General features: G+C 57.7%; 18 protein-coding genes. 10 read left to right on the top strand and 8 right to left on the bottom strand.

Annotation, left to right across the window (positions count from 1 at the left end; all coding sequences use genetic code 11):
* Positions 1-8: 8 nt before the first annotated feature.
* From LZU96_RS18435 to LZU96_RS18425, 3 genes are all read right to left on the bottom strand, one after another.
* The gene (locus LZU96_RS18435) at positions 9-875 is read right to left on the bottom strand and encodes a nucleoside-specific channel-forming protein Tsx (protein WP_094122298.1); all 867 of its coding nucleotides are present in this window, start codon (positions 873-875) and stop codon (positions 9-11) included.
* A 277-nt stretch (positions 876-1,152) separates the two neighbouring features.
* Positions 1,153-2,508, bottom strand: coding sequence for a sensor histidine kinase (locus LZU96_RS18430; protein ID WP_233985536.1), 1,356 nt, complete (start codon positions 2,506-2,508; stop codon positions 1,153-1,155).
* A complete protein-coding gene (locus LZU96_RS18425) occupies positions 2,505-3,164 on the bottom strand; it encodes a response regulator (protein ID WP_094122195.1) in 660 nt (219 codons plus the stop codon). The genes LZU96_RS18430 and LZU96_RS18425 overlap by 4 nt, the downstream gene beginning before the upstream one ends.
* A gap of 766 nt (positions 3,165-3,930) precedes the next feature.
* On the opposite strand from LZU96_RS18425, the gene LZU96_RS18420 reads away from it, so the two are divergent.
* The 3 genes from LZU96_RS18420 to LZU96_RS18410 all read left to right on the top strand — a co-directional run bounded on the left by LZU96_RS18420 (position 3,931) and on the right by LZU96_RS18410 (position 6,707).
* On the top strand, positions 3,931-4,299 hold the full coding sequence (locus LZU96_RS18420) for a helix-turn-helix domain-containing protein (protein ID WP_003855685.1): 369 nt from the start codon (positions 3,931-3,933) through the stop codon (positions 4,297-4,299).
* Between the two features lie 162 nt (positions 4,300-4,461).
* On the top strand, positions 4,462-5,358 hold the full coding sequence (locus LZU96_RS18415; protein ID WP_233985535.1) for a LysR family transcriptional regulator: 897 nt from the start codon (positions 4,462-4,464) through the stop codon (positions 5,356-5,358).
* Positions 5,359-5,468: 110 nt separating this feature from the next.
* Positions 5,469-6,707, top strand: coding sequence for an MFS transporter (locus LZU96_RS18410; protein WP_233985534.1), 1,239 nt, complete (start codon positions 5,469-5,471; stop codon positions 6,705-6,707).
* 21 nt (positions 6,708-6,728) lie between these two features.
* Here the strand turns inward: LZU96_RS18410 and LZU96_RS18405 are convergent, their stop codons facing one another.
* Both LZU96_RS18405 and LZU96_RS18400 read right to left on the bottom strand, forming a co-directional pair.
* The gene (locus tag LZU96_RS18405; protein WP_233985533.1) at positions 6,729-9,119 is read right to left on the bottom strand and encodes a glucose/quinate/shikimate family membrane-bound PQQ-dependent dehydrogenase; all 2,391 of its coding nucleotides are present in this window, start codon (positions 9,117-9,119) and stop codon (positions 6,729-6,731) included.
* 276 nt (positions 9,120-9,395) lie between these two features.
* Positions 9,396-9,995, bottom strand: coding sequence for a hypothetical protein (locus LZU96_RS18400; protein WP_233985532.1), 600 nt, complete (start codon positions 9,993-9,995; stop codon positions 9,396-9,398).
* A gap of 375 nt (positions 9,996-10,370) precedes the next feature.
* Between LZU96_RS18400 and LZU96_RS18395 the strand changes: the two genes are divergently transcribed.
* Entirely contained in the window at positions 10,371-11,612 is a 1,242-nt protein-coding gene (locus LZU96_RS18395) for an MFS transporter (protein WP_233985531.1), read from the top strand.
* A gap of 97 nt (positions 11,613-11,709) precedes the next feature.
* Here the strand turns inward: LZU96_RS18395 and LZU96_RS18390 are convergent, their stop codons facing one another.
* Complete coding sequence (locus tag LZU96_RS18390; RefSeq protein ID WP_233985530.1) at positions 11,710-12,867, bottom strand: Gfo/Idh/MocA family protein; 1,158 nt, start codon at positions 12,865-12,867, stop codon at positions 11,710-11,712.
* A gap of 278 nt (positions 12,868-13,145) precedes the next feature.
* Here LZU96_RS18390 and LZU96_RS18385 point away from each other — a divergent pair, with 278 nt between their 5' ends.
* Together LZU96_RS18385 and LZU96_RS18380 are read left to right on the top strand one after the other, a co-directional pair.
* Positions 13,146-14,051, top strand: coding sequence for a BadF/BadG/BcrA/BcrD ATPase family protein (locus LZU96_RS18385; protein ID WP_233985529.1), 906 nt, complete (start codon positions 13,146-13,148; stop codon positions 14,049-14,051).
* 40 nt (positions 14,052-14,091) lie between these two features.
* Positions 14,092-15,207 carry an ROK family transcriptional regulator gene (locus LZU96_RS18380; protein ID WP_233985528.1) on the top strand — a complete coding sequence of 372 codons (1,116 nt, stop codon included), beginning with the start codon at positions 14,092-14,094 and terminating at the stop codon, positions 15,205-15,207.
* A gap of 56 nt (positions 15,208-15,263) precedes the next feature.
* On the opposite strand, the gene LZU96_RS18375 is transcribed toward LZU96_RS18380, so the two are convergent.
* Positions 15,264-16,355 carry an ABC transporter ATP-binding protein gene (locus LZU96_RS18375; protein WP_233985527.1) on the bottom strand — a complete coding sequence of 364 codons (1,092 nt, stop codon included), beginning with the start codon at positions 16,353-16,355 and terminating at the stop codon, positions 15,264-15,266.
* Positions 16,356-16,367: 12 nt separating this feature from the next.
* Entirely contained in the window at positions 16,368-16,967 is a 600-nt protein-coding gene (locus tag LZU96_RS18370) for a GNAT family N-acetyltransferase (RefSeq protein WP_233985526.1), read from the bottom strand.
* A 249-nt stretch (positions 16,968-17,216) separates the two neighbouring features.
* On the opposite strand from LZU96_RS18370, the gene LZU96_RS18365 reads away from it, so the two are divergent.
* From LZU96_RS18365 to LZU96_RS18350, 4 genes are all read left to right on the top strand, one after another.
* Positions 17,217-17,417 carry a hypothetical protein gene (locus LZU96_RS18365; RefSeq protein ID WP_233985525.1) on the top strand — a complete coding sequence of 67 codons (201 nt, stop codon included), beginning with the start codon at positions 17,217-17,219 and terminating at the stop codon, positions 17,415-17,417.
* 101 nt (positions 17,418-17,518) lie between these two features.
* The gene (locus LZU96_RS18360) at positions 17,519-18,850 is read left to right on the top strand and encodes an extracellular solute-binding protein (RefSeq protein WP_233985524.1); all 1,332 of its coding nucleotides are present in this window, start codon (positions 17,519-17,521) and stop codon (positions 18,848-18,850) included.
* Positions 18,851-18,907: 57 nt separating this feature from the next.
* Entirely contained in the window at positions 18,908-19,780 is an 873-nt protein-coding gene (locus LZU96_RS18355) for a carbohydrate ABC transporter permease (RefSeq protein WP_094122208.1), read from the top strand.
* The gene (locus LZU96_RS18350) at positions 19,780-20,595 is read left to right on the top strand and encodes a carbohydrate ABC transporter permease (protein WP_094122209.1); all 816 of its coding nucleotides are present in this window, start codon (positions 19,780-19,782) and stop codon (positions 20,593-20,595) included. The genes LZU96_RS18355 and LZU96_RS18350 overlap by 1 nt, the downstream gene beginning before the upstream one ends.
* Positions 20,596-20,625 lie beyond the last annotated feature (30 nt).

The following is a 20,625-nucleotide window of genomic DNA, read 5'->3' as shown; positions in this document are numbered from 1 at the left end:
CCCGCTCATCAGAAGTTGTAACCCGCCACCAGGTAGTAACCCCAGCCGGTCGATTTCACTTCAAACGGACCGTTACCGAAGTTCAGCTCCTGCCCATCCGCCCACTGACCGCCATTGTGGAAGTAACGCGCCACGGCTGAGAAGTGCCAGTGATCGTAACCCAGCGACAGAATATGGCTGGAGGCGATTGAGTTGCTGGTGCGCGACGAACCGCCTTTCTCGTTGAGATCGGAACCCCAGTCAAAGTTGGTGAAGCCGACATAGCCAAGGTTACCGCCCCACAGCGTGGTGATCGGCACAAAGTATTTCACCTTGAAGCGATAGCCATCCCAGCTGTTTTCATTTGCCGCACCGTAGTTTTCCCACTGATATTTGGCATAGACGTTCAGTGACAGACCCACATCGCTGTGAGTATCGATATCGGTGCCCAGACCCATATACCAGGTATTCTGGCGGTTATCGCTGTTGCGGCCCATGTCGTAGATGTAGTTGTTGGCGAAATACCACTCTTTGAACGGACCAAAGGCCAGGCTGGTGCCGGTCAGTTTGTCGATCGAGAAGCGCGGTTCAATCTCCATAAACATCGGCGAACCGTGGTCAAAAATACCGTTGGCGTTGCTGTTACCCGCGCCGAAGAAGTTGGTCAGATCGAGATAACCGTAGAAATCGAACCAGTCTTTTTTGGCAAACGCTTCATATTCCAGATAAACGTCGTTGTTAAACTGCGGCCCGAAGCGCGTGTGGTAGCTGCCCACCACGTTTACGCTCTGATGCCACCAGTCGGACAGATATTGCGGATCGCTATCAGCGGCTTGCGCAACACCCGTCCAGGAACATGCCAGTACGGCACCTGCTATCAACGTTTTGAATTTCATTATCATTAACCACATGCTTTTGACCGCTGCACAGCAGGCGCAGTCAGAGAGAAGTCGATCCCGGGGTGGGGAGTGAGTTATTCAGGACATAACAGCCAGTTTCCAGCCCGCGTAGCGTGCCTGCAACATAGCGATAGAAAATAGATTTTGCTCACGTTTGTCAAAAAGTGTTGCATTACAATTCAGTGAAAATGTGACACGCTTCACAATAATGGCGGTGATCGAACGGAACCAGGCAACCGTTTACGTTGTCTGGTTCGCGATCAAACGTGCGGGATCAGGGAAAAGTGACGCGGACCTGCAAACCACAAATTGCACCCTGTGGCGTCAGGCAATTGGAAAGGGCGACATGAATCTGATGTTTCTGCGCAACGCTGCGCACAATCGATAAACCCAGACCACTGCCCTGCGCTTTAACATCAGGGGAGCGGGTGAAACGGTCAAAGGCGCGTTCAATAAAGGATTCCGGCATACCCGGTCCGTTATCGACAATATCCACCACCGTCTTGCCCGCCACCCGATGCAGCAGAACATCCACCAGGCTCCCTTCCGGCGTATGCAACATGGCGTTACCAATCAGGTTGTCGAACAGGCTACGCAGTTCAGAGCGGCTGGCCTGCAGGCGATACTGGGTCGAGCCGTTAAAGCCGATATCGATGCCGCGTTTATCGGCCACTACCATCAACTGCTCAATGCTCTCTTTCAGCAGATCTTCCAGTTCAATCTGCTCAATACTGGCCACCACGCTTTGATCTTCCTGACGGGAGACATTCAGCAACTGGGTCACCAGGTGACGGGTACGCGTCACGCCCGCTTCGAGCTGACTGAACTGCCGGCTGGCCTCGCCCGGCTGAATATGCTGACGCAGATTCTCCAGCTGCAGCGTGACAGCGGTGACCGGGGTTCGCAGTTCGTGAGCGGCATCTTCCAGGAACTGCCGCTGGGATGACCAGGCCTCGCGCAGCTTATTCAGCAACGCGTTATACGCGGCAACCAGCGGCAGGATCTCATCCGGCAAGCCTTCCGGTGAGACATTGTGCGGATGATGCGTCTCCTGCGCCGCGATCTGCCGCGAGGCGACCTGCAGATCGCGGGTGATCTTCCGCACCACCAGCCAGATCACCAGCAGCGACAGCGGCATCATCAGGATCAACGGAATGATCGCCGACAGCGCCCGTTTGACCATCAGCGCTTTCATGTAGCTGAGGTTGTGCATCACCTGAATGGTCTTGATCTCACTGCCAGGCTGACCGGGTCGGGTATAGATACGCCATTCGCAGTCATCACAATGGCCCACATCGACATCGCGGTAACCGCGCTGGGCTTGCAGCGGTGCGTGCAGTTCCGGCCACGAGCTGGCACGCAGCCTGCCCTGGTTATCCCACAGCTGCACCACAAAAGCGCTCTTCGCCTTGTCAGGCGGAATGAGCATCGGCATCAGTGCCGGCATCTGCTTGTTGGTCGACCAGGCATCGGCGATTTTCGACAGCTGATCGTCCTTCATGGTGCCGACCATGTCGCCATAGCAGCTGAAAAAATACCAGGTGACGCCGCCAATCATCAGCAGATGAATAATCAGCAGCGTACTGAGTAATTTATTGCGTAACGAACGCATAAAGGGGAACGGTTTCATATTGCCGGCACCCGCCAGCCCAGCCCGCGTACATTGCGAATCGCGTCGTTATCCAGCTTGCGCCGCATCCCGTGGATCAGCACATCAACCGCGTTGCTGCTCACTTCGTCGCCCCAGCCGTAAATACGGTTCTCCAGCTGCTCGCGCGAGAGAATCGCGCCGGGACGCTCCAGCAAGGCATAAAGCAGGGCATATTCGCGCGCGGTCAGCTGCTCGCGCTGGCCCTTATAGAGCACTTCGCGCGTCATCATATCCAGCTGCACATCGCCGCTGCCCAGCACCGAATCCGCCGCACCGTGGCGACGTCGGGTAATCGCCCGCATCCGGGCCAGCACTTCCTGCAGATCAAAAGGTTTAAGCAGGTAATCGTCAGCGCCGCTGTCGAGCCCCTGTATCCGCTGCGCCACCGTATCGCGCGCAGTCAGGATCAGCACCGGCGTAGAATCGCCGCGCCCGCGCGCCCGGCGCAGCACCTGCAATCCGTCATCACGCGGTAAGCCGAGATCCAGCAACACGCAGCTGTAGCCGCCTTCGCTCCAGGCGTTATGGGCATAAACGCCATCGCGTACCCAGTCCACCGACCAGCCCGCGCCCTCTAAAGCCTGCTGCAGGTTCGCGCCGATCATTTCATCATCTTCAACCAATAACACGCGCATGGCTGATCTCCTTCGTAAAGATGGGAGCAGTGTAAGCCCGGATAGTTAGCACAGAATTATCCGCCGTCATTCCGCCGTCATACTTCGTACTACAGCGGCGTTGGCTGCATTTACTCACCTCAGTCACTGACTGATGTCAGCTCCTGAGGATTCGCGCATTTGCCGCCTTGCTGTCGCACGAATTATTTAGGCGGACTCCGCCGCCACACTTCGCACTTCAGCGGCGTTGGCTGCATTTACTCACCTCAGTCACTGACTGATGTCAGCTCCTGAGGATTCGCGCATTTGCCGCCTTGCTGTCGCACGAATTATTTAGGCGGACTCCGCCGTCATACTTCGCACTTCAGCGGCGTTGGCTGCATTTACTCACCTCAGTCACTGACTGATGTCAGCTCCTGAGGTTTCGCGCATTTGCCGCCTTGCGGTAATACGAATTATAGGGGCGAATCGGGTGTGACTTAACGCAAATTAGCCTGGCGGATTCGACGGTGACTTAACACAAATTATTTAAAAGCTGGCCGCCAGGAGGCAACGAAAAGAGTTAAATCGACGCCGGTGTAACTTAACGCAAATTATTTTACCGGATTGCCAGGATCACTTAATGCTTATTATTCAGGCAGGTTGTTGCCGTTATCTGACCGATAAAGGGGGCCGCAGGCCGGAATCTGGCGGTTGCTAATTCTGCGCTAATTTTCTGCTAATTAAGGGATAAATTTAACCGGGTAAAGTGGGTTCACTGCACATCAGCGTAAATCAGGAGGAACCCATGAATCAGCGCGAGTTTATTCGGAGTTTGCTGGACTGGATTGAGAACAACTTAGGACACGATCTGCATCTGGATGAGGTGGCGCGTCGCTCTGGCTATTCCCGCTGGCATCTGCAACGGCTGTTTCGCCAGCATACCGGATTTTCCCTGGCGGAATATATCCGACAGCGCCGGTTAACCGAATCTGCGCTGACGCTGCTGAGCAGCAATGAAGCGATATTGCAGGTCGCCATGAACTACGGGTTCGACACCCAGCAGGCCTACACCCGCACCTTCAAAAACTATTTTATGATGACGCCAGGCCAGCTACGCCGCCAGCGCCGGGTCGAGCCGGACCGGTTACTGTTTCCGCTGGCCATGGCCAGTTGATGCCTTTGATGGCCTTCCCGCCAGATGAAACGCGCGGGAAGGTCGGCAGGCACGGCTCCGCTGTCTGATCCCATCCCTTCTTTTTTACTGACCTGCCGCCGTAAGCTGCCCCGAACATGCTAGTTTGATGCCAGAATCCTCAGGGTATCGGAGCGGTAACGCATGGAAAACAGTGCTAATTTAACCGCCATGCTGGTGTTTGCGCGGGTGGTGGAACTCCAGAGTTTCAGTGAAGCGGCGCGGGCGCTCGGCTGGTCTAAATCCCACGTCAGCCGCGAAATCTCCCGTCTTGAGCTGCGGCTCGGCATCCGGCTGTTGCAGCGCACCACCCGGCGACTGGCGCTGACCGAGCTCGGTCAGGCTTACTATCCCTATTGCGTCCGGATGCTGGCAGAAGTGCAGCGGGCCGATGCCTTTGTCCAGCAACTGCATCAGCAACCGGCCGGTAACGTACGTCTGCAGGCGCCGGTGACCTATGGCTGTCAGTGCGTGGTGCCGGTGCTTAATCGCTTTCTGCGCCGCCATCTGCACATTAACGTCGATCTCGATCTGACCGACCGTAACCACGATCGGCTGGATGAGCAGGTGGATGTGGCCATCGTGATTCGATCCCGGCCACCGCAGCAGGGGCATTTTCGGGTGATCAGCGACATTGAGTGGGGACTGTATGCGGCACCGGGTTATCTGGCGCAGCGGCCTGCTATCGATCATCCTGAGATGCTACCGCGCCATGACCTGCTGCTGTTTCATGGGCCGGCGCATACCGCCGCGCTGCCGTTTCGCCGCGACAAGCAGCGGCTGGCACTGGATGTCCGCAGCCGTTTTCGTGCCAATAACAGCATGGCGCTGCTGAACGCGGCGCTGGCGGGCAGCGGCATCGCCTATCTGCCCTCCTATATGGCGCAGGAAGCGGTCGCCCGTGGGGATATTCAGCAACTGCTGCCGGAGTGGCAGATGGATCGGCTACAGAGCTATCTGCTGCTGCACGACACGCTGCAGCCCGCTTCGCCAGTCAGCTTATTATGCGACACGCTGATCGCCGCGCTGGTCAGCCCGTGATTGTTGCTGTAGTGCAACAGTCAGCGCCACAAAGTAACTATCGTGCCGCCACTGTTGTTATCCGGCGCGCCTGGTTAGCCTGTATCCCTGATCAATGACGGGATATCTTTATGCAACAGCCAGCAGAAAAAGCAGAATTTCAGCACTGGAAGCGCAACTTATGGGTCTGTGTGCTGGGCTCATTCAGTACCATCGTGGCGATGACGCTGCTGCTGCCGTTTTTGCCGCTCTACGTTCAGCAGCTTGGCGTGCAGCAACCCGCCGCCATTGCGCGCTGGTCGGGGCTGGCCTATGGCGCCACGTTTTTCAGCGCGGCGCTGACCGCGCCACTCTGGGGCCGACTGGCTGACCGTTATGGTCGTAAGCTGATGCTGATCCGCGCCAGCCTCGGGATGGCTATCGCCATGTCACTGATCGGCATGGCGAGCGCGCCGTGGCAGCTGGTGGCGCTGCGTCTGCTGGCGGGTTTGCTGGGCGGATACGCCTCCGGATCGACCATTCTGGTGGCGGCGCAAACGCCCAAAGGCCAGACCGGCTGGGCGCTGGGCATATTATCCTCCGGTATCATGGCGGGCAACGTGGTTGGGCCGCTGCTGGGCGGCGTGCTGCCGCCGCTGATCGGTATTCGCCAGACCTTCTGGTTAACCGGCGCGGTGATTTTTCTCGCCTTCCTGGCGACCACTTTTCTGCTGAAAGAGCAGCCACGCGCCGCCGCCTCGCCGCGGGAAAATTCCGCGCCAGCGCCTGCGGCAACACCGGTAAATCAGCGGCGGGTTTGGCTGATGTGGCTGTCAGGCATGTTGCTGATCTTCGCTACGATGTCGATTGAACCGATTATCACCCTCTATGTCGGCGAGTTTGTGTCGGGTAATCACCAGATAACGCGGGTCGCCGGACTGGCGATGTCGGCTGCCGCACTGGGCACGGTGATCGCCGCACCGCGGCTCGGACGGCTGGCGGACCGTGTCGGACACGAGCGGGTGCTGACGACGGGCTTAGTGGTGAGTGCGCTGCTGCTGATCCCGCAGGCTTTTATTACCGCTGCCTGGCAACTGGTATTGCTGCGTTTTCTGATGGGGATGGCGCTGGGCGGACTGTTGCCCTGCATCACCGCCATTATCCGGCACAGCGTGCCGGGATCGCAGGTCGGACGGATGCTGGGCTATTCGACATCGGCACAGTATATCGGCCAGGTGACGGGCCCGCTGTTCGGCGGTCTGGTCGGGGGATCGTTTGGGATGCGGCCGGTATTTCTGGCGACCAGCGCGGTGATGCTGCTGTGCGGATGGCTGAACGGGCGGGCGATGAAAGATAGCGCGATCAAAAAAGGCGGACCGGAGTCCGCCTGATGTTAACCGCTGATGACAGGATTATTTCTGGTCTGGCAGCGCGTAGGCGATCACATAATCGCCCAGTTTGGTGCCAAACGAGCCGTGACCACCGGCCGCGATGACAACGTACTGCTTGCCATTCGCTTCATAGGTCATTGGCGTAGCCTGACCACCGGCTGGCAGACGTGCCTGCCACAACAGCTCACCGGTATCGGTGCTGTAAGCACGCAGGTAGTTATCGGCAGTTGCACCGATAAAGAACACTTTACCAGCGGTGGTGATCGGACCGCCCAGCATCGGCATACCCATTTTGAACGGAATCGGTACTGGCGCGCTGTCGCGGGTAGTACCAATACGCTGTTTCCACACCACGTTGTTGGTCTTCAGATCCACCGCAGAGACGTAACCCCACGCTGGCTGTTTACACGGCAGACCAAAGGGTGACAGGAACGGGTTCAGCTCAACACCGTAGGGAACGCCATACTGCGGCTGAATACCGGTTTCCGTGCCTGAACCCCCCTCAGCGCCTTTCGGCGGTTCGATCGGGTTGCCTGGACCACGAGGGATCAGCTTCGAGACAAACGGCAGCGCCATCGGGTTAGCAATCGCGATCTGACGATGTGGATCGACAGCGATGCCGCCCCATTCGAACATACCGAGGTTACCCGGGAACACCAGCGTACCCTGCTCAGATGGCGGGGTGAACGGACCTTCATAGCGCAGACGCTTGAAGATCACGCGGCACACCAGCTGGTCGTACATCGTCGCGCCCCACATGTCCTTGTCCGTCAGATTCTGTTTCGGACGGAAGGTCAGCTCAGAGTAGGGCTGGGTGGCGGAGACGTGATCGCCTTTCGCCGCACCCTGCGGAACCGGTGTTTCAGGAGCCGGAACAACCGGCTTGCCGGTACGACGATCCAGCACAAAGATGTTACCGGTTTTCGCCGGCGCATAAATCACCGGTACGGTGTTGCCCTCTTTATCGGTGATATCAGCCAGCGTCGGCTGCGATGGCAGGTCCATATCCCACAGATCGTGGTGCACGGTCTGATAGGCCCAGACCAGCTTACCGGTGGTGGCGTTCAGCGCCAGCACGCTGCTGGCATAACGTTCCTGTTCTGGCGTGCGGTTACCGCCCCAGATATCCGGTGTGCTCACGCCCATCGGCAGATAGACCGTATCCAGTTTCGGATCGTACACCGCCGGTGCCCATGAGTTCGGGGAATTCATGGTGAAGGTGTGTTCATCGGCCGGTATCGCGTTTGGATCTTTCGCGCCCGGATCGAACACCCACAGCAGTTTACCGGTATTCACATCAAAACCACGGATCACGCCTGACGGCTCGCGGGTTGAGTAGTTATCGGTGACTGCACCCGCCATCACGATGGTGGTGTTGGTAATCACCGGCGGTGAAGTCGGCTCATACTGACCTGACGTGGTCACGGGTTGTTTGTGTTGCAGATCCAGCTCGCCGTTGACGCCGAATGACGGGCAGCGTTCGCCGGTTTCCGCATCCAGCGCAAACAGACGACCATCGTTGACCGGCAGATAGATGCGACGTGAGCAGAGCGCAGGCTGGCTGTTGGCTGCATCGGCAGCGGCCGGCACTTCATGATAAGAGACGCCGCGACAGGTGACGTGCTGGAAGGTTGGATTCACCTTCATGCCCGGATCAAATTTCCACTTCTGTTTGCCGGTAGCCGCGTCCAGTGCAAACAGGATCTGGTGTGGCGAGCAGAGGTAAAGAGTGTCGCGGATTTTAATCGGCGTCACTTCGTCGGTGATTTCACCCGGATCGTTGGCGGTTTTTAAATCACCGGTCTGGAACTGCCAGGCGACCTGCAGCTCTTTAACGTTCTGGTGATTAATCTGCTTGAGCGGAGAGAAGCGGGTTCCCTGCTGATCGCGCGCATAAGCTGGCCAGTCACCGTCCGGAATGTTGCTCAGCGGCTGTGCCTGCGGGGCGTTGTCAGCGGTTTCCGGCAGCGTCCCGTTGATGACCTGCGGATCGTTGAACACGGCGTAAGCCAGTACCACCGCACTGGCGATCAGCGCCACGGCCATGGCACCCAGCGGACCTTTACCCACATTGTGCAGGCTGCGCCAGACAAACGGCAGCACCAGCCAGACGCCAAAGATCACCAGCACATCGGTACGCGGTGCCAGCGCCCAGAAGTCAGTACCGACTTCCCAGACGCCCCAGGCCAGCGTAGCCAGCAGCAGCAGGGCGTATACCACCAGCGCGGCGCTGTTTCGACGCCACAGCAGGAAAGCGGTGATCAGCATTGCTGCACCGCCGACGATGTAATACCAGGAACCACCAATGGCGGCTAACCAAATACCGCCAATCAGCATAAACGCACCCGTCAGCACTGCGAACAGCACCGTCAGGAAACGAATTACGCCAAAAGATGAGGAGTTTTTCCCCATAATATCGACCTCGTTTCGTTGCCATAAAACACACGAAAACAACCAGATAGGTTGTCTTCAGTTATCAAGTACAAATGATGAAGGGTGTTCTTAAATCTCTCTTCCGCTAAGTCAGACGATCCCTTTGTGTTAAATGTTATAGCAAAATTAGATCAAGGTTTGATTTTTTTAGCTTAAATCGCTTCACATACGAAGTCATACGACATTTTATGGGGGGTTATGAGACGTTAAGCGCACCGCCATGTGCCCTTAACGCCGGAAGGCAGGATTTGTGAATCAGCAGCTAATAAGTTCGCCATCCGAGCGTTGTTGTTGCCAGCCGCTGATATTAATCTCAGCGAACTGCTCCGCCGTTAAAGCTGGCGACTGACTGCGGACAATCACTTCTGCCCCTTTTTCCCGAAACGACGCCATAAAATAAGGGAAGGTGAATTTTTGATAATTATCTTTAAAGAACGGTTCGCTTAAAACAATTCCGGAAAAAGGGAACGATTCCAGTAATCGCCAGTCGGCACCGGGTGGAGCAAAATCATACAGCCAGAAATTAAATTTCTCCGTTAATTCAAGCAGTGACGCGCCGTGCGCCACTAAACTGCGATAATTAATCCCTACCCGGACACGCGGGTCCTGTAAATGCAAATAGGCTTCCGGCAGGGCAATCATTCCCTGTAAACGAATAGCCTCAACCGGAATAATCATTAATGCTGCTTCAGTAGCAATTTGATTGTGTAGCGAAATAATGTTGTGTGTATTAAGTATATTACTGCTGTCCTGAGTTTGTTGAAGATAGGGAACGCTATAGCAAATGCCAGCGACTTGTCGCTCAACATGATGGATAGGTTCAGTCACATAGGGGTTATATAAACTGTTTTTCATTATCTCTATGAAATGCAATATAAAAGGTGGTGTTGATAATTATTGATATAAAAAGTCGCATTTTTCTGAACGCGTGAATAAATATAGATCAACTGCTTATTCCAAATCACCCCTTTGTTGCCGGAAAAAGTAAATAAAGCCGATATGAAAGAGAAAATTATTCCTTTGGCGTCTGATGATTACCTGGAATATATTCAACAGTAAGGACCAATAGGCTGGTAATTATCAGGGCAGATCCCGATGAGACCCGCTGGCCGTGCAGGCAGGCAAGGCTGACGCGGCCGGTCCGCGCATCCTGACCCTTATCATGCCGTCAGACTGCACCAATAACACCGCGCAACAACGCGGGAATCATCACTTAATATGGGATAGAACATGGGATTGATGGCACCGGCAGCAGAAGAGTCGCTGTGGCGACACCGGACGTTTGTCGCATTCTGGCTGGCACGCACCTGCTCGTCGTTTGGGTTTCAGATGTTTTCAGTGGCGATCAGCTGGCAGATTTACGCACTGACCAACAGTGCGCTGGCGTTAGGCATGATCGGTCTGATGCAGTTTCTCCCTTCGGTATTGCTGGCGCTGCCGGCCGGACATCTGGCCGATCAGTACGATCGGCGACGTATCGTGTTGTTCGGTCAGCTGGTGGAGTTTGCCGCACTGCTGGGGCTGGTGGTGCTGACGCTGTTTCATTCGGTCGATAAAACCGCTTTGTGGGGACTGGTGTTTATGATTGCTGTCGCCAAAGCGCTGGAGTGGCCCGCCATGTCCTCGATGCTGCCGTCACTGGTGCCGCCGTCGATTCTGGCGCGCGCGATGGCGATGAACTCGGTGGGCGGGCAGGCGGCGGTGATTGTCGGACCGACCCTGGGCGGACTGCTCTACGTGGCCGGTCCTGAAGTGGTTTATGGCGTCTCCGGGCTGTTCTATTTTATCTCGCTGACGCTGGTCGCCCTGCTGCGCTATCAGCGACCCAGCCAGCCGCGGCTGCCGATGAACATGAAGAACCTGTTTGCCGGGATTCACTTCATCCGTGAGCGCAAAGATGTGCTGGGAGTGATCTCGCTGGACCTGTTTGCGGTGCTGCTGGGCGGTGCCACCGCGCTGCTGCCGATCTTTGCGAAAGATATTCTGCACACCGGCCCGTGGGGATTAGGGATGCTGCGCGGTGCGCCGTCGGTAGGCGCGCTGCTGGTGGGGATCTGGCTGAGTCGTCACAAGCTGGACAAGCATGTCGGCATGATTATGTTCGGATCGGTGGCCGGTTTTGGCGTCGCGACGCTGGTGTTCGCGCTCTCCAGTCAGCTCTGGCTGTCGCTGCTGGCGCTGGCCGCGCTGGGCGGATTTGATATGGTCAGCATGGTGATTCGCGGCGCGCTGGTGCAGCTCGATACGCCGGATGCGATGCGCGGGCGGGTCAATGCGGTGAACGCCATTTTCATCAACACCTCTAATCAGCTGGGGGAATTTGAGTCGGGGCTGCTGGCGGCCTGGCTGGGAGCGGTACCGGCAGTGGCGATTGGCGGTATTGGCACGCTGGTGGTGGTGGCGCTGTGGATGAAGCTGTTTCCGCATTTACGGCGGCGTCAGAAGCTGGAGAACGACGTCGATCCGGCATAAAAAAACCGGCCCGCAGGCCGGTTACAGTCAGGTTCCAGTCATACCGCTAGTCACAGCCTTTGGGGCGACGGGGGAGGCCGACCCGCAGGTAGGGCCATCAGGCCCCGGTTTTTCCCAGGTTGGCGTCAAATGTTTGCCAGCTTTCACGCATGTCCACTACGCTGCGGGTTTTGCGCGCCTCATCGATTTTTATCGCGGTGAGGCCCGCTTCCAGCGCGTCCACCACTGAAACTTTCAGCGGCGTTCCCTGTTTAATGTGTTTGACGATCTCTTCCGCCATCAGCGCGTCAGCGCCGTAATGGCCATCGTAAGCATTGCCGCTGTAGGCGGTATCGATCTCTTTCTCGCCGCTGCGCGCGTTGTGAACGCGGAAGTAGTTACGGACGAAATCGCCTTCAGCCATGCCGTCAGTGCCAATCACGCAGAAACGGCGGAACTCATCCGGCACGTTGAGGTTGGCGTGAAAGGCGAGGGTGGCACCGCCGGCATATTCAATCAGCGCGGTCTGGTAATCGACAATATCGGCGTCGCTGTCGAATACCGCATCGGTACTGGACCAGCCGCTGGGCTTGATGTGATACACCTCTGCGTCGGCGGTGATTGCACCCTGCGGCGCATGGGCTGGCGTAAAGGATTTACGGCCACCAAAGCTGGCAACCCGCACCGGACGCTGCTGCATTAAGCCCTGATAAAGATCGATGTCGTGGCAGCATTTTTCCAGAATATAGGGGCCGGCGTACTTTTCCAGCCGCCGCCAGTCGCGCTGGAAGAAAGCGCCGTGATACGGCTTGATATGTTCCGTGGCTTCAATCGAGGTGATCTCGCCCAGCCGGCCAGCGTCACGCGCCGCCAGCAGATCGTGATAGAGCGGGGAATAGCGCAGCACCAGACCGACCAGAATGCGCGCCTCGCCATACTGCCGCACCAGCTTCGCCATCTCCATGGTCTGCTGTTCATTGATCACCACCGGTTTTTCGGTAAACACGGTGTAGCCCGCTGCCAGCGCCTGGCCGACATGCTCAAGATGCAGAAAATTGGGTGAGCCGACCAGCACCACATCCATACCGCCGTGCTGCAACAGCGCCTCAATCGACTCAAACGACTGGCCCGGATCGATAGCGAAGCTGTGCAGATTGGGCAGTCCGGCAGGTGCCGGGTCGTAATAACCCACTACCGAGAAGGCGTCGTCGGCGTTGTTAAACTCTTTAATCACGTGGGACAGACGAAAGCCGAGACCGATAATGCCTACTTTCATGTTAAACCCCTGATGCTGAATTCGGATGATGCAGAGCCCGCCCGTCGCCCGGCGCGGCTGTTGATAATCTGACCATCAACTTATTACGATAGAAAAAGTAATGTCAATATCCGCCTGCGCGTTTTGCGAGGTGTCTTTGTGTTATATCTATGTAAATTAACAAAAAATAGCCAATCTTTTATTGCCATATTTATTTGTTATTGCGATTTAAGTTTTTTTACCCTATCGTTCGCTGATGATGGCAACAACTCTTAATCAGTGGAGGCGGGAGGAAGCGCGTGCAATCACACTATCTCCTTGGCATTGATGGCGGCGGCACCCAGTGTCGTGCGCGGTTAACCGACCTTCAGGGTACGGTGCTGGCGGAAGCCACGGGCGGACCCGCCAACGTCTGGTCGCAGTATGAGGCGGCGCTGGCCTGCGTTGAACAGCTGATTGATCGGGTATTTTCCCTGGCCGGATTAACGCCGCAGGCGCTGGCGCAGACCTCACTGGTGGCCGGATTAGCCGGTGCCAACGTCGTCTCGGTGCAGGCGCGTCTCTCCGGCTGGCAGCCTGCCTGTGCCGCATTGCAGGTGGTCAGCGATGTGGAAATCGCCTGTGCGGGCGCGCACGCCGGGCAGCCTGGCGCGGTGTTTATTATTGGCACCGGCAGTCAGGGCGCGGCCTGGGATGGCGAGCGCTTCACGCTGCTGGGTGGCTGGGGCTTTGCGCTTTCCGATCAGGGTTCCGGCGCGGAGCTGGGTCGCCGGGCGCTGCGTCTGGCGCTGCTGGCCCACGAGGCGATGGTTGAACACAGCGCGTTGACGCAGCAGCTGATGGCGCAGTTTGATCACAGTCCGGAAGCCATGCTGCTGTGGACCCGTACCGCCGCGCCTGCCGACTGGGCGCGCGTGGTACCGCAGATTTTCGCGGCGGCCAGCGCCGGTGATGACCATGCGCAGGCGTTGCTGCAGCAGACCGCAGCCGATATCGGCATGATGGTGCGTCGTCTGACCGCGCTGAGCAATGGACGGGTCGCACTGATGGGCGGGCTGGCCGCGCCGGTTTACCGCTGGCTGGCGACCGATATTCAGACCCGGCTGGTCACGCCGCTGGGTGACGCGCTGAGCGGAGCCTTAACGCTCGCCCGGACGCTGGCTGCCGGCGACCAGCCCGCTCCCTTTACCCCATCACTGACCTGAAGCCGGTTCCCCAGCGTCAGTGCGTCAATCTGAGGAATTTATGACCGCTCCCAACGTGACTGCACGCATCCTGCGGTTGATTGTTGAAAATGCGCCGATTAGCCAGTCCGACCTGAAAGTCCGCAGCGGGCTGAGCATGTCGACGGTTTCGCAAGCGACCAATCGCCTGCTGGCACAAGAGATTGTGCAGGAGCTGGGACTGCGGCGCGTGTCGATGGGGCGGCCAAAGACCTTGCTCGGACTCAATCCCGATCGTGCCAGCGTCATCGGCATCCAGCTCAACGCAGAGCGTAACCTGATCGTCATGACCGATCTCAGTGGCAATCTGCTGGGTGAACAGCAGATGCCGCCGGGCAGCATGTCCCCACGCCAGCTCGGTGATGCTCTGGCGAAATTTCTGCGCGGGGTGGAAGAGAAGCGGGTCGGGGCCATCGGGCTGGCGTTATCGGGACTGGTGGATGCCGAAAATGGTTACTGCATCCGCTCGAAGGTGCTCGACTGGGATAACGTTCCCATTGCCCGCCAGCTGGAGGAACGTTTCTCGCTGCCGGTGTTTATTGAGAATGACGCCAACGCGATGGCAATGGCGGCACTGGTGTTTGGCCAGCTGGGCACCGCCCAGTCGGCGGTGATTGCCACCTACGGTAAAGGGATCGGCGCCGGGATTATCCTTAATCGTCAGCTCTATCGCGGTCGCCACGGCAAAGCGGGCGAGATCGGTAACGGGCTGGTCGGGGATGGCTCGCTGCGCCTGCTGGAAGATGTGGCCTCCTCGCGCGCTATTTTACAGCGGGTAGCGGAAGACGAACCGGCTACGCTGACCTTACAGGCGCTGGATCAGCGCCCGACGCCTGAGGTGCTGGCGGCGCTGGAAGAGGCGGGACGGGAATTAGGGATTTCGCTGGCGAACCTGTCGGTGGCCTACGATCCGGACGTGGTCTATCTGGCGATGGAGCCGCATATGGCGTCACGCATTCTGCTCGACCACATCACCCAGAGCTTTCAGGCTTACCGGCTGAAACTGACGCCACACATGACGCCGCTGCAGTTTCTCACCGAATCCAACCGGATGTGGGCACTCGGCGCGGCCGGCTTTGCGGTGAATCGTCTGCTCGACCTGCTGGCCGCCCAGGCGGATGAAGAGCCGGTCACCTGACCGCTTCTGCCAGCAAAATGGGCGCCGAAGCGCCCGCCGATCGTCACCTCTTCGCCCTAACGCAGGCGTAATCCCTGCTGATCAAACAGCAGGCAGTGGGCAGCGGAAATCCCCAGTTCGACCTGCGCCCCCAGCTCACGCTGATGCGCCTCACGCTCTTCCACGACCAGCATCTGCTCCCGGCCAATATCGAGATAGAGATAGTTGGTATGGCCCAGCATCTCGCCATAGGCCAGCTCGCCGTGAAAGCGCAGTGCGTCCGGCGTCTGCGCGGCGGGCTGAAAGTGTTCCGGACGAATGCCGAGCGTCACGGTTTGTCCTTCTTGGCACGGCGCGGCGATGTTCAGCACCAGGCCATCTATCTTCAGTTCCGGCAGCCGCAGCTGCACTTCACCGTTTCCGACCGCCGCGATCTCCGCCTGCAGGAAGTTCATCTTCGGCGAGCCGATAAAACCGGCGACAAACAGGTTATCCGGGTCGTGATAGAGCGTCAGCGGCGCGCCGACCTGCTCAATCCGGCCCTGCCGCAGCACCACAATCCGATCCGCCAGCGTCATCGCTTCCAGCTGATCGTGGGTCACATAGATCATGGTGTTGCCCAGCGAGGCGTGCAGCCGGGCGATCTCAATCCGCATCTGCAGGCGCAGCTCGGCATCAAGGTTTGAGAGCGGTTCATCGAACAGGAAGATTCGCGGATGACGAATAATCGCCCGGCCAATCGCCACGCGCTGCCGCTGCCCGCCGGAAAGCGCGCGTGGCAGACGGTCAAGCAGTTCGGTCAGGTGCAGACGGGCGGCGGTCTGCTCAATGGCCTGGTTAATCTCCGCCTTCGACTTCTTCATCACCTCAAGCGGATAGGCCAGGTTACCGCGCACCGTCATGTTGGGGTAGAGCGCATAGGACTGAAACACCATCGCAATGCCGCGCTCGGTGGCGGGCTGTTGCGTCATGTCCTTTTCCTCAATCAGCAGCTGCCCGCTGCTGATCTCCTCCAGCCCGGCGATCATCCGCAGCAACGTCGATTTACCGCAGCCGGATGGGCCGACAAAGACCACAAATTCCCCGCTGTTGATCGTCAGATCGATACCATGAATCACATTAACGTGCTCGTAAGACTTCTTCACATTCTGCAAGCGCAGGCTGGTCATCGGCTACCTCACTCAGAGTAACTGGCCCATGTAGATGGCGTTGCTGCGCATAATCGGGGTGAATCCCATGCGCTGATAGAAGGCGCAGACCTGCTCGTTTTGCAGGCTGACGCCAAGATGAACGCCGCTGACGCCCGCTGCCCGCAGCGCCGCCAGCTCATGCTCAATCATTTTGCGTCCCCAGCCGCCTTTCTGTGCGACCGGTAACAGGTTGATATGCAGGTGAGCGGGCCACTGGGTAACCAGCGCGTCAGCCGCACGATCGGGATGGCGAATGGCGTCGAGTATTTTGTCGTCGAGCGGGGCGTCGGCGCGGCGTTGCTGATAATGCTGCTGTAGCAGCGGCCACCACTGCGTTTCCAGCTGCGCCTCGAAGGCGCGGGTATCGGGCGCGGCGACCACATAGCCCACTACCTCACCGGCGCTCTCCAGCACAAACGCAAAATCGGGTGCGAAGCGCGCATAAGGCACGGCAAACCGCTGGCCGGGATAGTCGGGATCAGAGTAGAGCGCACGGGCATCTCCGCCCGCATCCGCTGTTTCCAGGCAGATACGGTAGAGCGCCGGATAGTCCGCCGGGGTCGCCGGACGAATGACACCTTGATTCGCCATGGTGAGTTCTCATGAGTGGATGAAGGGGACAGTGACAGAGGCTGCCCGCCGATAAAAGTTACGTTAATGAAAGTGGACTTAGTTTTCAAGATAGAATAATTACCTTATCGCACTAACCCCCCTGGTTCAGCAAACTTTACCCGTTTCTCACTTCACAACTGTGATCGCCAACACGCCCGGCGCACGGCACTTGTCTGTGCTTTGACGGCTGGAAAAAACAGTAAACTGTGAGCGTGATAGGATTTTCATATGTTTTATCAGGCAGTTATTTTGTCAGAATGGCGCTGGAATATCATGCTGCGTGCAGGCTGCTTCAGCCTCTCTCACCGTGGCAATCCTTCACCCGGCCAGCGCAAACGGCTGATTTTAGCCGCAGATCGCTGTTTATTTGCGCGCGCTCACAGCGTTGCAATTTCACCAGCTGGCTGTTTGACTTTATTTTTTTATTAAAGTAAGTATGGGTGAGTGCATTTTCTATGCGGCTTCAGTCTGCGGGATGGCAGGCGGTGAGATGAAGGGATGCCGATCCTGGTCTGGAGAAGGTGAGCATAATGTCTGTTTCCTCAGTTGGTTTGTTCCGGGTTTGCAGTCTGGGTCGGCTTTTGGCGGCGGGCTTGCTGGCGGGCAGCGTTGCCCACGTCGCGCAGGCTGCTGTTACCCTGAATGAGTGGGATATCTATAACTATCCGCAGCAGACCGCGGCGGTGGATGAAGGTATCAAAGAGTTCACGCAGCAGAATCCAGGCATCGTGATTAACCGCTCGGTTCACTCATTTGAAGACACGCGTATTCCGCTCAAGCTGGCACTGACCGCAGGCGACGGTCCGCAGATCGCCCAGGTCAATCAGGGCGGCGGTGATATGGGATCGCTGGTCAAAGATAAGCTGCTGGTGCCGCTGGACAGTTACGCCAGCGCAGATGGCTGGACCACCCGCTTCCCCGACTCGATCCTCAAACGTAACCGCTGGTCAGACAGCGGCGAGTTCGGCAGCGGAAAACTGTACGGCGTTGCCAGCCTCGGCGAAATGGTCGGACTCTACTACAACAAAGCGTTGCTGGATAAAGCGGGAATCGCGGTGCCGAAAACGCTGGCCGAGCTGGAGAGTGCGATGGCGAAGCTGAAGCAGCAGGGCACCGCGCCGATGATGCTCGGCCTGCTGGATGGCAACATGGGTCAGCAACTGCTCAGCACGCTGTGGCAGGCGCAGATCGAAAGTCATGACCGCAAGACGCTGGATAATCTGATCTACGACGTCGGCGGCAGCTTCAAAGATGACAAACTGGTTAAGGCCGCCAGCATGATGAAGAGCTGGACCGATAAAGGCTACTTCTTCCCTGGCTTCCAGGGCATCGGTCACGATGATGCCGCCACGCTGTTCCAGAACAATCAGGCGGCGTTTCTGGTGAGCGGCACCTGGTATCTCGGCCAGTTTAAAGATAACAAAGATATTCACTTTGCCGCGATGCCGGCCGGTGAGGGCGTGAAACAGCCGCTGATGGTCGGCGGCACCGATCTGGCTTTCTCGGTGACCAGCACCGCGAAGGGCAAAGAGCAGCAGGATGCGGCGGCGAAGTTCATCAACTATATGGTGTCAGATGCGATGGCAGACCGCTGGCTGAAGGTGGGCTTCCTGCCCGCCAGCACCAACAAAGCCGCCAAAATGCCGGCGGACAATCCGCTGCTGGCGGAGGCGTATCAGGTCTGGCTGACGCTCAACGACTATGACGGTTTAGGCCACTACGTGGACTGGGCGACGCCGACCATGAATGCCGAACTGAACCAGAACGTGCAGTTACTGCTGGCCGGGCGTCAGACTGCCGATCAGATGGTGCTCAATTTCGATAACAACTATCAGCGTTACCTGAAAACCCTGAAACACTAAGCCGGTGGCCCGGCGCACCGCCGGGCCTGAGCGTCGTTCTGAGCCACGAGTACGGTTATGTTGAATTTAAGCGGTTGGCGTAATTTTCTCTATGTTCTGCCGGCGGTGCTGGTCTATGCGGTGTTTCTGCTGTTGCCGCTGCTGGCCTCGCTCGGCATCAGCTTCACCGAATGGGACGGCACCTCGCTGCCGGTGTTCAGCGGCGTCAGCAACTATCTGCGGATGTTCAGCGATCCGGTGTTCTGGATCGCGCTGGGCAATAACGCCATCCTGATGCTGTTCTACACCCTGTTGCCGATTAGCATCGGTCTGCTGCTGTGTAGCTTTTTGTATGACACCCGCAACAACAGCGAACGCAGCGTGCTGCGCATCCTCTTCTTCCTGCCCTATATCATGCCGATGGCGGTGCTGGGCGTGGTATGGCGCTGGCTCTATAACCCGGCGTTTGGCCCGATCGATCAGCTACTGCGGGCTATCGGTTTGCCGCAGCTGGCGATGTCGTGGCTCGGCGATTTTACCTGGGCGCTGCCGGCGGTCGGGTTGGTCGCCACCTGGTACTTCTTCGGTTTCTGTCTGGTGCTGTTTATGGCGGGCCTGCAACGAATGGACCCTTCGCTGCTGGAAGCGGCCGATCTGGATGGCTCGTCGCGTCGCCAGAAGTTTATGCGCATTACCCTGCCAGGCCTGCGGCCTGAGGTGCGGATTGCCCTGTTGCTGACGGTGATCGCCAGCCTGAAAGCCTTTGACCTGGTCTATGTCATGACGCAGGGCGGACCGGGTACGTCGACCATGGTGACCAATATCTTTATGTACAAGCAGGGGTTTGACCTGCACTACTTTGGTTATGCCTCGTCGGTGGCGGTGTTCAGTATGCTGATTGTATTAGGGATTAACTACCTGATTCACCTGGCCTTAAAGGAGCGGTACTGATGCGTAGTACGCCGGTGATTTCACGCGCGCTGATCTGGATCGTGGCGCTGATGACCATTCTGCCGTTTCTGATGGCGCTGATGACCTCGTTCAAAACCCAGATGGAGCTGTTTCAGGGCGTCTTCACGCTGCCCGCCTCGCTTAATTTTAAAAACTATCTCACCGCCTGGCAGCAGGGACATTTTAACGTCTACTTCCTCAACTCGGTGCTGGTGGTGATCCCGGTGGTGCTGTGCAGCGTGCTGCTGGGGATTCTGGCCGGATTTGGCTTTGCCTGGTTGAAGATCCCCGGTAAAAAGGCGATCGCGGCGATGCTGGCGCTGGGCATGGTGCTGCCGAGCGAGGCGTTTATCATCCCGCTCTATCACGAGCTGCGCTGGATGGGGCTGACCAACACCTATCTGGCGCTGATCCTGCCGCAGATTGCGCTGTCGCTACCCTTTACCACCCTGATGATCGCCAGTGCCTTTCAGCAGGTGCCGAAAGAGCTGGTGGAAGCGGCGGTGATGGATGGGGCTTCGCGGGTCAAAATTTTGTGGGGCATCCTGGTTCCGGCGATCTGGCCAACGCTCTCCACGCTGGGTCTGCTGCTGTTTATCTGGACCTGGAACGAGTTCCTGATCCCGCTGATTCTGGTCAACAAAGATGAGCTGCGTACCCTGCCGATTGGCATGATGTTCTTTCAGAATAAAAACACCATCGACATTCCGGTGCTGATGGCGGGCGCGATGATTGTGATTATGCCGCTGGTGGCGGTGTTCCTGATTTTCCAGCGCAAATTTATCAGCGGTGTGACCGAAGGTGCCGTGAAGTAATTTGTGAGCGTCGGCACGGAACGGTGCAAT

Origin of the sequence: Pantoea agglomerans (genome assembly GCF_021397715.1) — a bacterium.
In the GTDB taxonomy this organism is placed as follows: Bacteria; Pseudomonadota; Gammaproteobacteria; order Enterobacterales; family Enterobacteriaceae; genus Pantoea; species Pantoea astica.
This window is presented reverse-complemented; position numbering and strand designations above follow the sequence as displayed.

Coding starts and splice junctions, on each gene's coding strand:
- LZU96_RS18435 (WP_094122298.1), bottom strand. CDS start 875: ATGAAATTCAAAACGTTGATAGCAGGTGCCGTACTGGCATGTTCCTGG.
- LZU96_RS18430 (WP_233985536.1), bottom strand. CDS start 2,508: ATGAAACCGTTCCCCTTTATGCGTTCGTTACGCAATAAATTACTCAGT.
- LZU96_RS18425 (WP_094122195.1), bottom strand. CDS start 3,164: ATGCGCGTGTTATTGGTTGAAGATGATGAAATGATCGGCGCGAACCTG.
- LZU96_RS18420 (WP_003855685.1), top strand. CDS start 3,931: ATGAATCAGCGCGAGTTTATTCGGAGTTTGCTGGACTGGATTGAGAAC.
- LZU96_RS18415 (WP_233985535.1), top strand. CDS start 4,462: ATGGAAAACAGTGCTAATTTAACCGCCATGCTGGTGTTTGCGCGGGTG.
- LZU96_RS18410 (WP_233985534.1), top strand. CDS start 5,469: ATGCAACAGCCAGCAGAAAAAGCAGAATTTCAGCACTGGAAGCGCAAC.
- LZU96_RS18405 (WP_233985533.1), bottom strand. CDS start 9,119: ATGGGGAAAAACTCCTCATCTTTTGGCGTAATTCGTTTCCTGACGGTG.
- LZU96_RS18400 (WP_233985532.1), bottom strand. CDS start 9,995: ATGAAAAACAGTTTATATAACCCCTATGTGACTGAACCTATCCATCAT.
- LZU96_RS18395 (WP_233985531.1), top strand. CDS start 10,371: ATGGGATTGATGGCACCGGCAGCAGAAGAGTCGCTGTGGCGACACCGG.
- LZU96_RS18390 (WP_233985530.1), bottom strand. CDS start 12,867: ATGAAAGTAGGCATTATCGGTCTCGGCTTTCGTCTGTCCCACGTGATT.
- LZU96_RS18380 (WP_233985528.1), top strand. CDS start 14,092: ATGACCGCTCCCAACGTGACTGCACGCATCCTGCGGTTGATTGTTGAA.
- LZU96_RS18375 (WP_233985527.1), bottom strand. CDS start 16,355: ATGACCAGCCTGCGCTTGCAGAATGTGAAGAAGTCTTACGAGCACGTT.
- LZU96_RS18370 (WP_233985526.1), bottom strand. CDS start 16,967: ATGGCGAATCAAGGTGTCATTCGTCCGGCGACCCCGGCGGACTATCCG.
- LZU96_RS18365 (WP_233985525.1), top strand. CDS start 17,217: ATGTTTTATCAGGCAGTTATTTTGTCAGAATGGCGCTGGAATATCATG.
- LZU96_RS18360 (WP_233985524.1), top strand. CDS start 17,519: ATGTCTGTTTCCTCAGTTGGTTTGTTCCGGGTTTGCAGTCTGGGTCGG.
- LZU96_RS18355 (WP_094122208.1), top strand. CDS start 18,908: ATGTTGAATTTAAGCGGTTGGCGTAATTTTCTCTATGTTCTGCCGGCG.
- LZU96_RS18350 (WP_094122209.1), top strand. CDS start 19,780: ATGCGTAGTACGCCGGTGATTTCACGCGCGCTGATCTGGATCGTGGCG.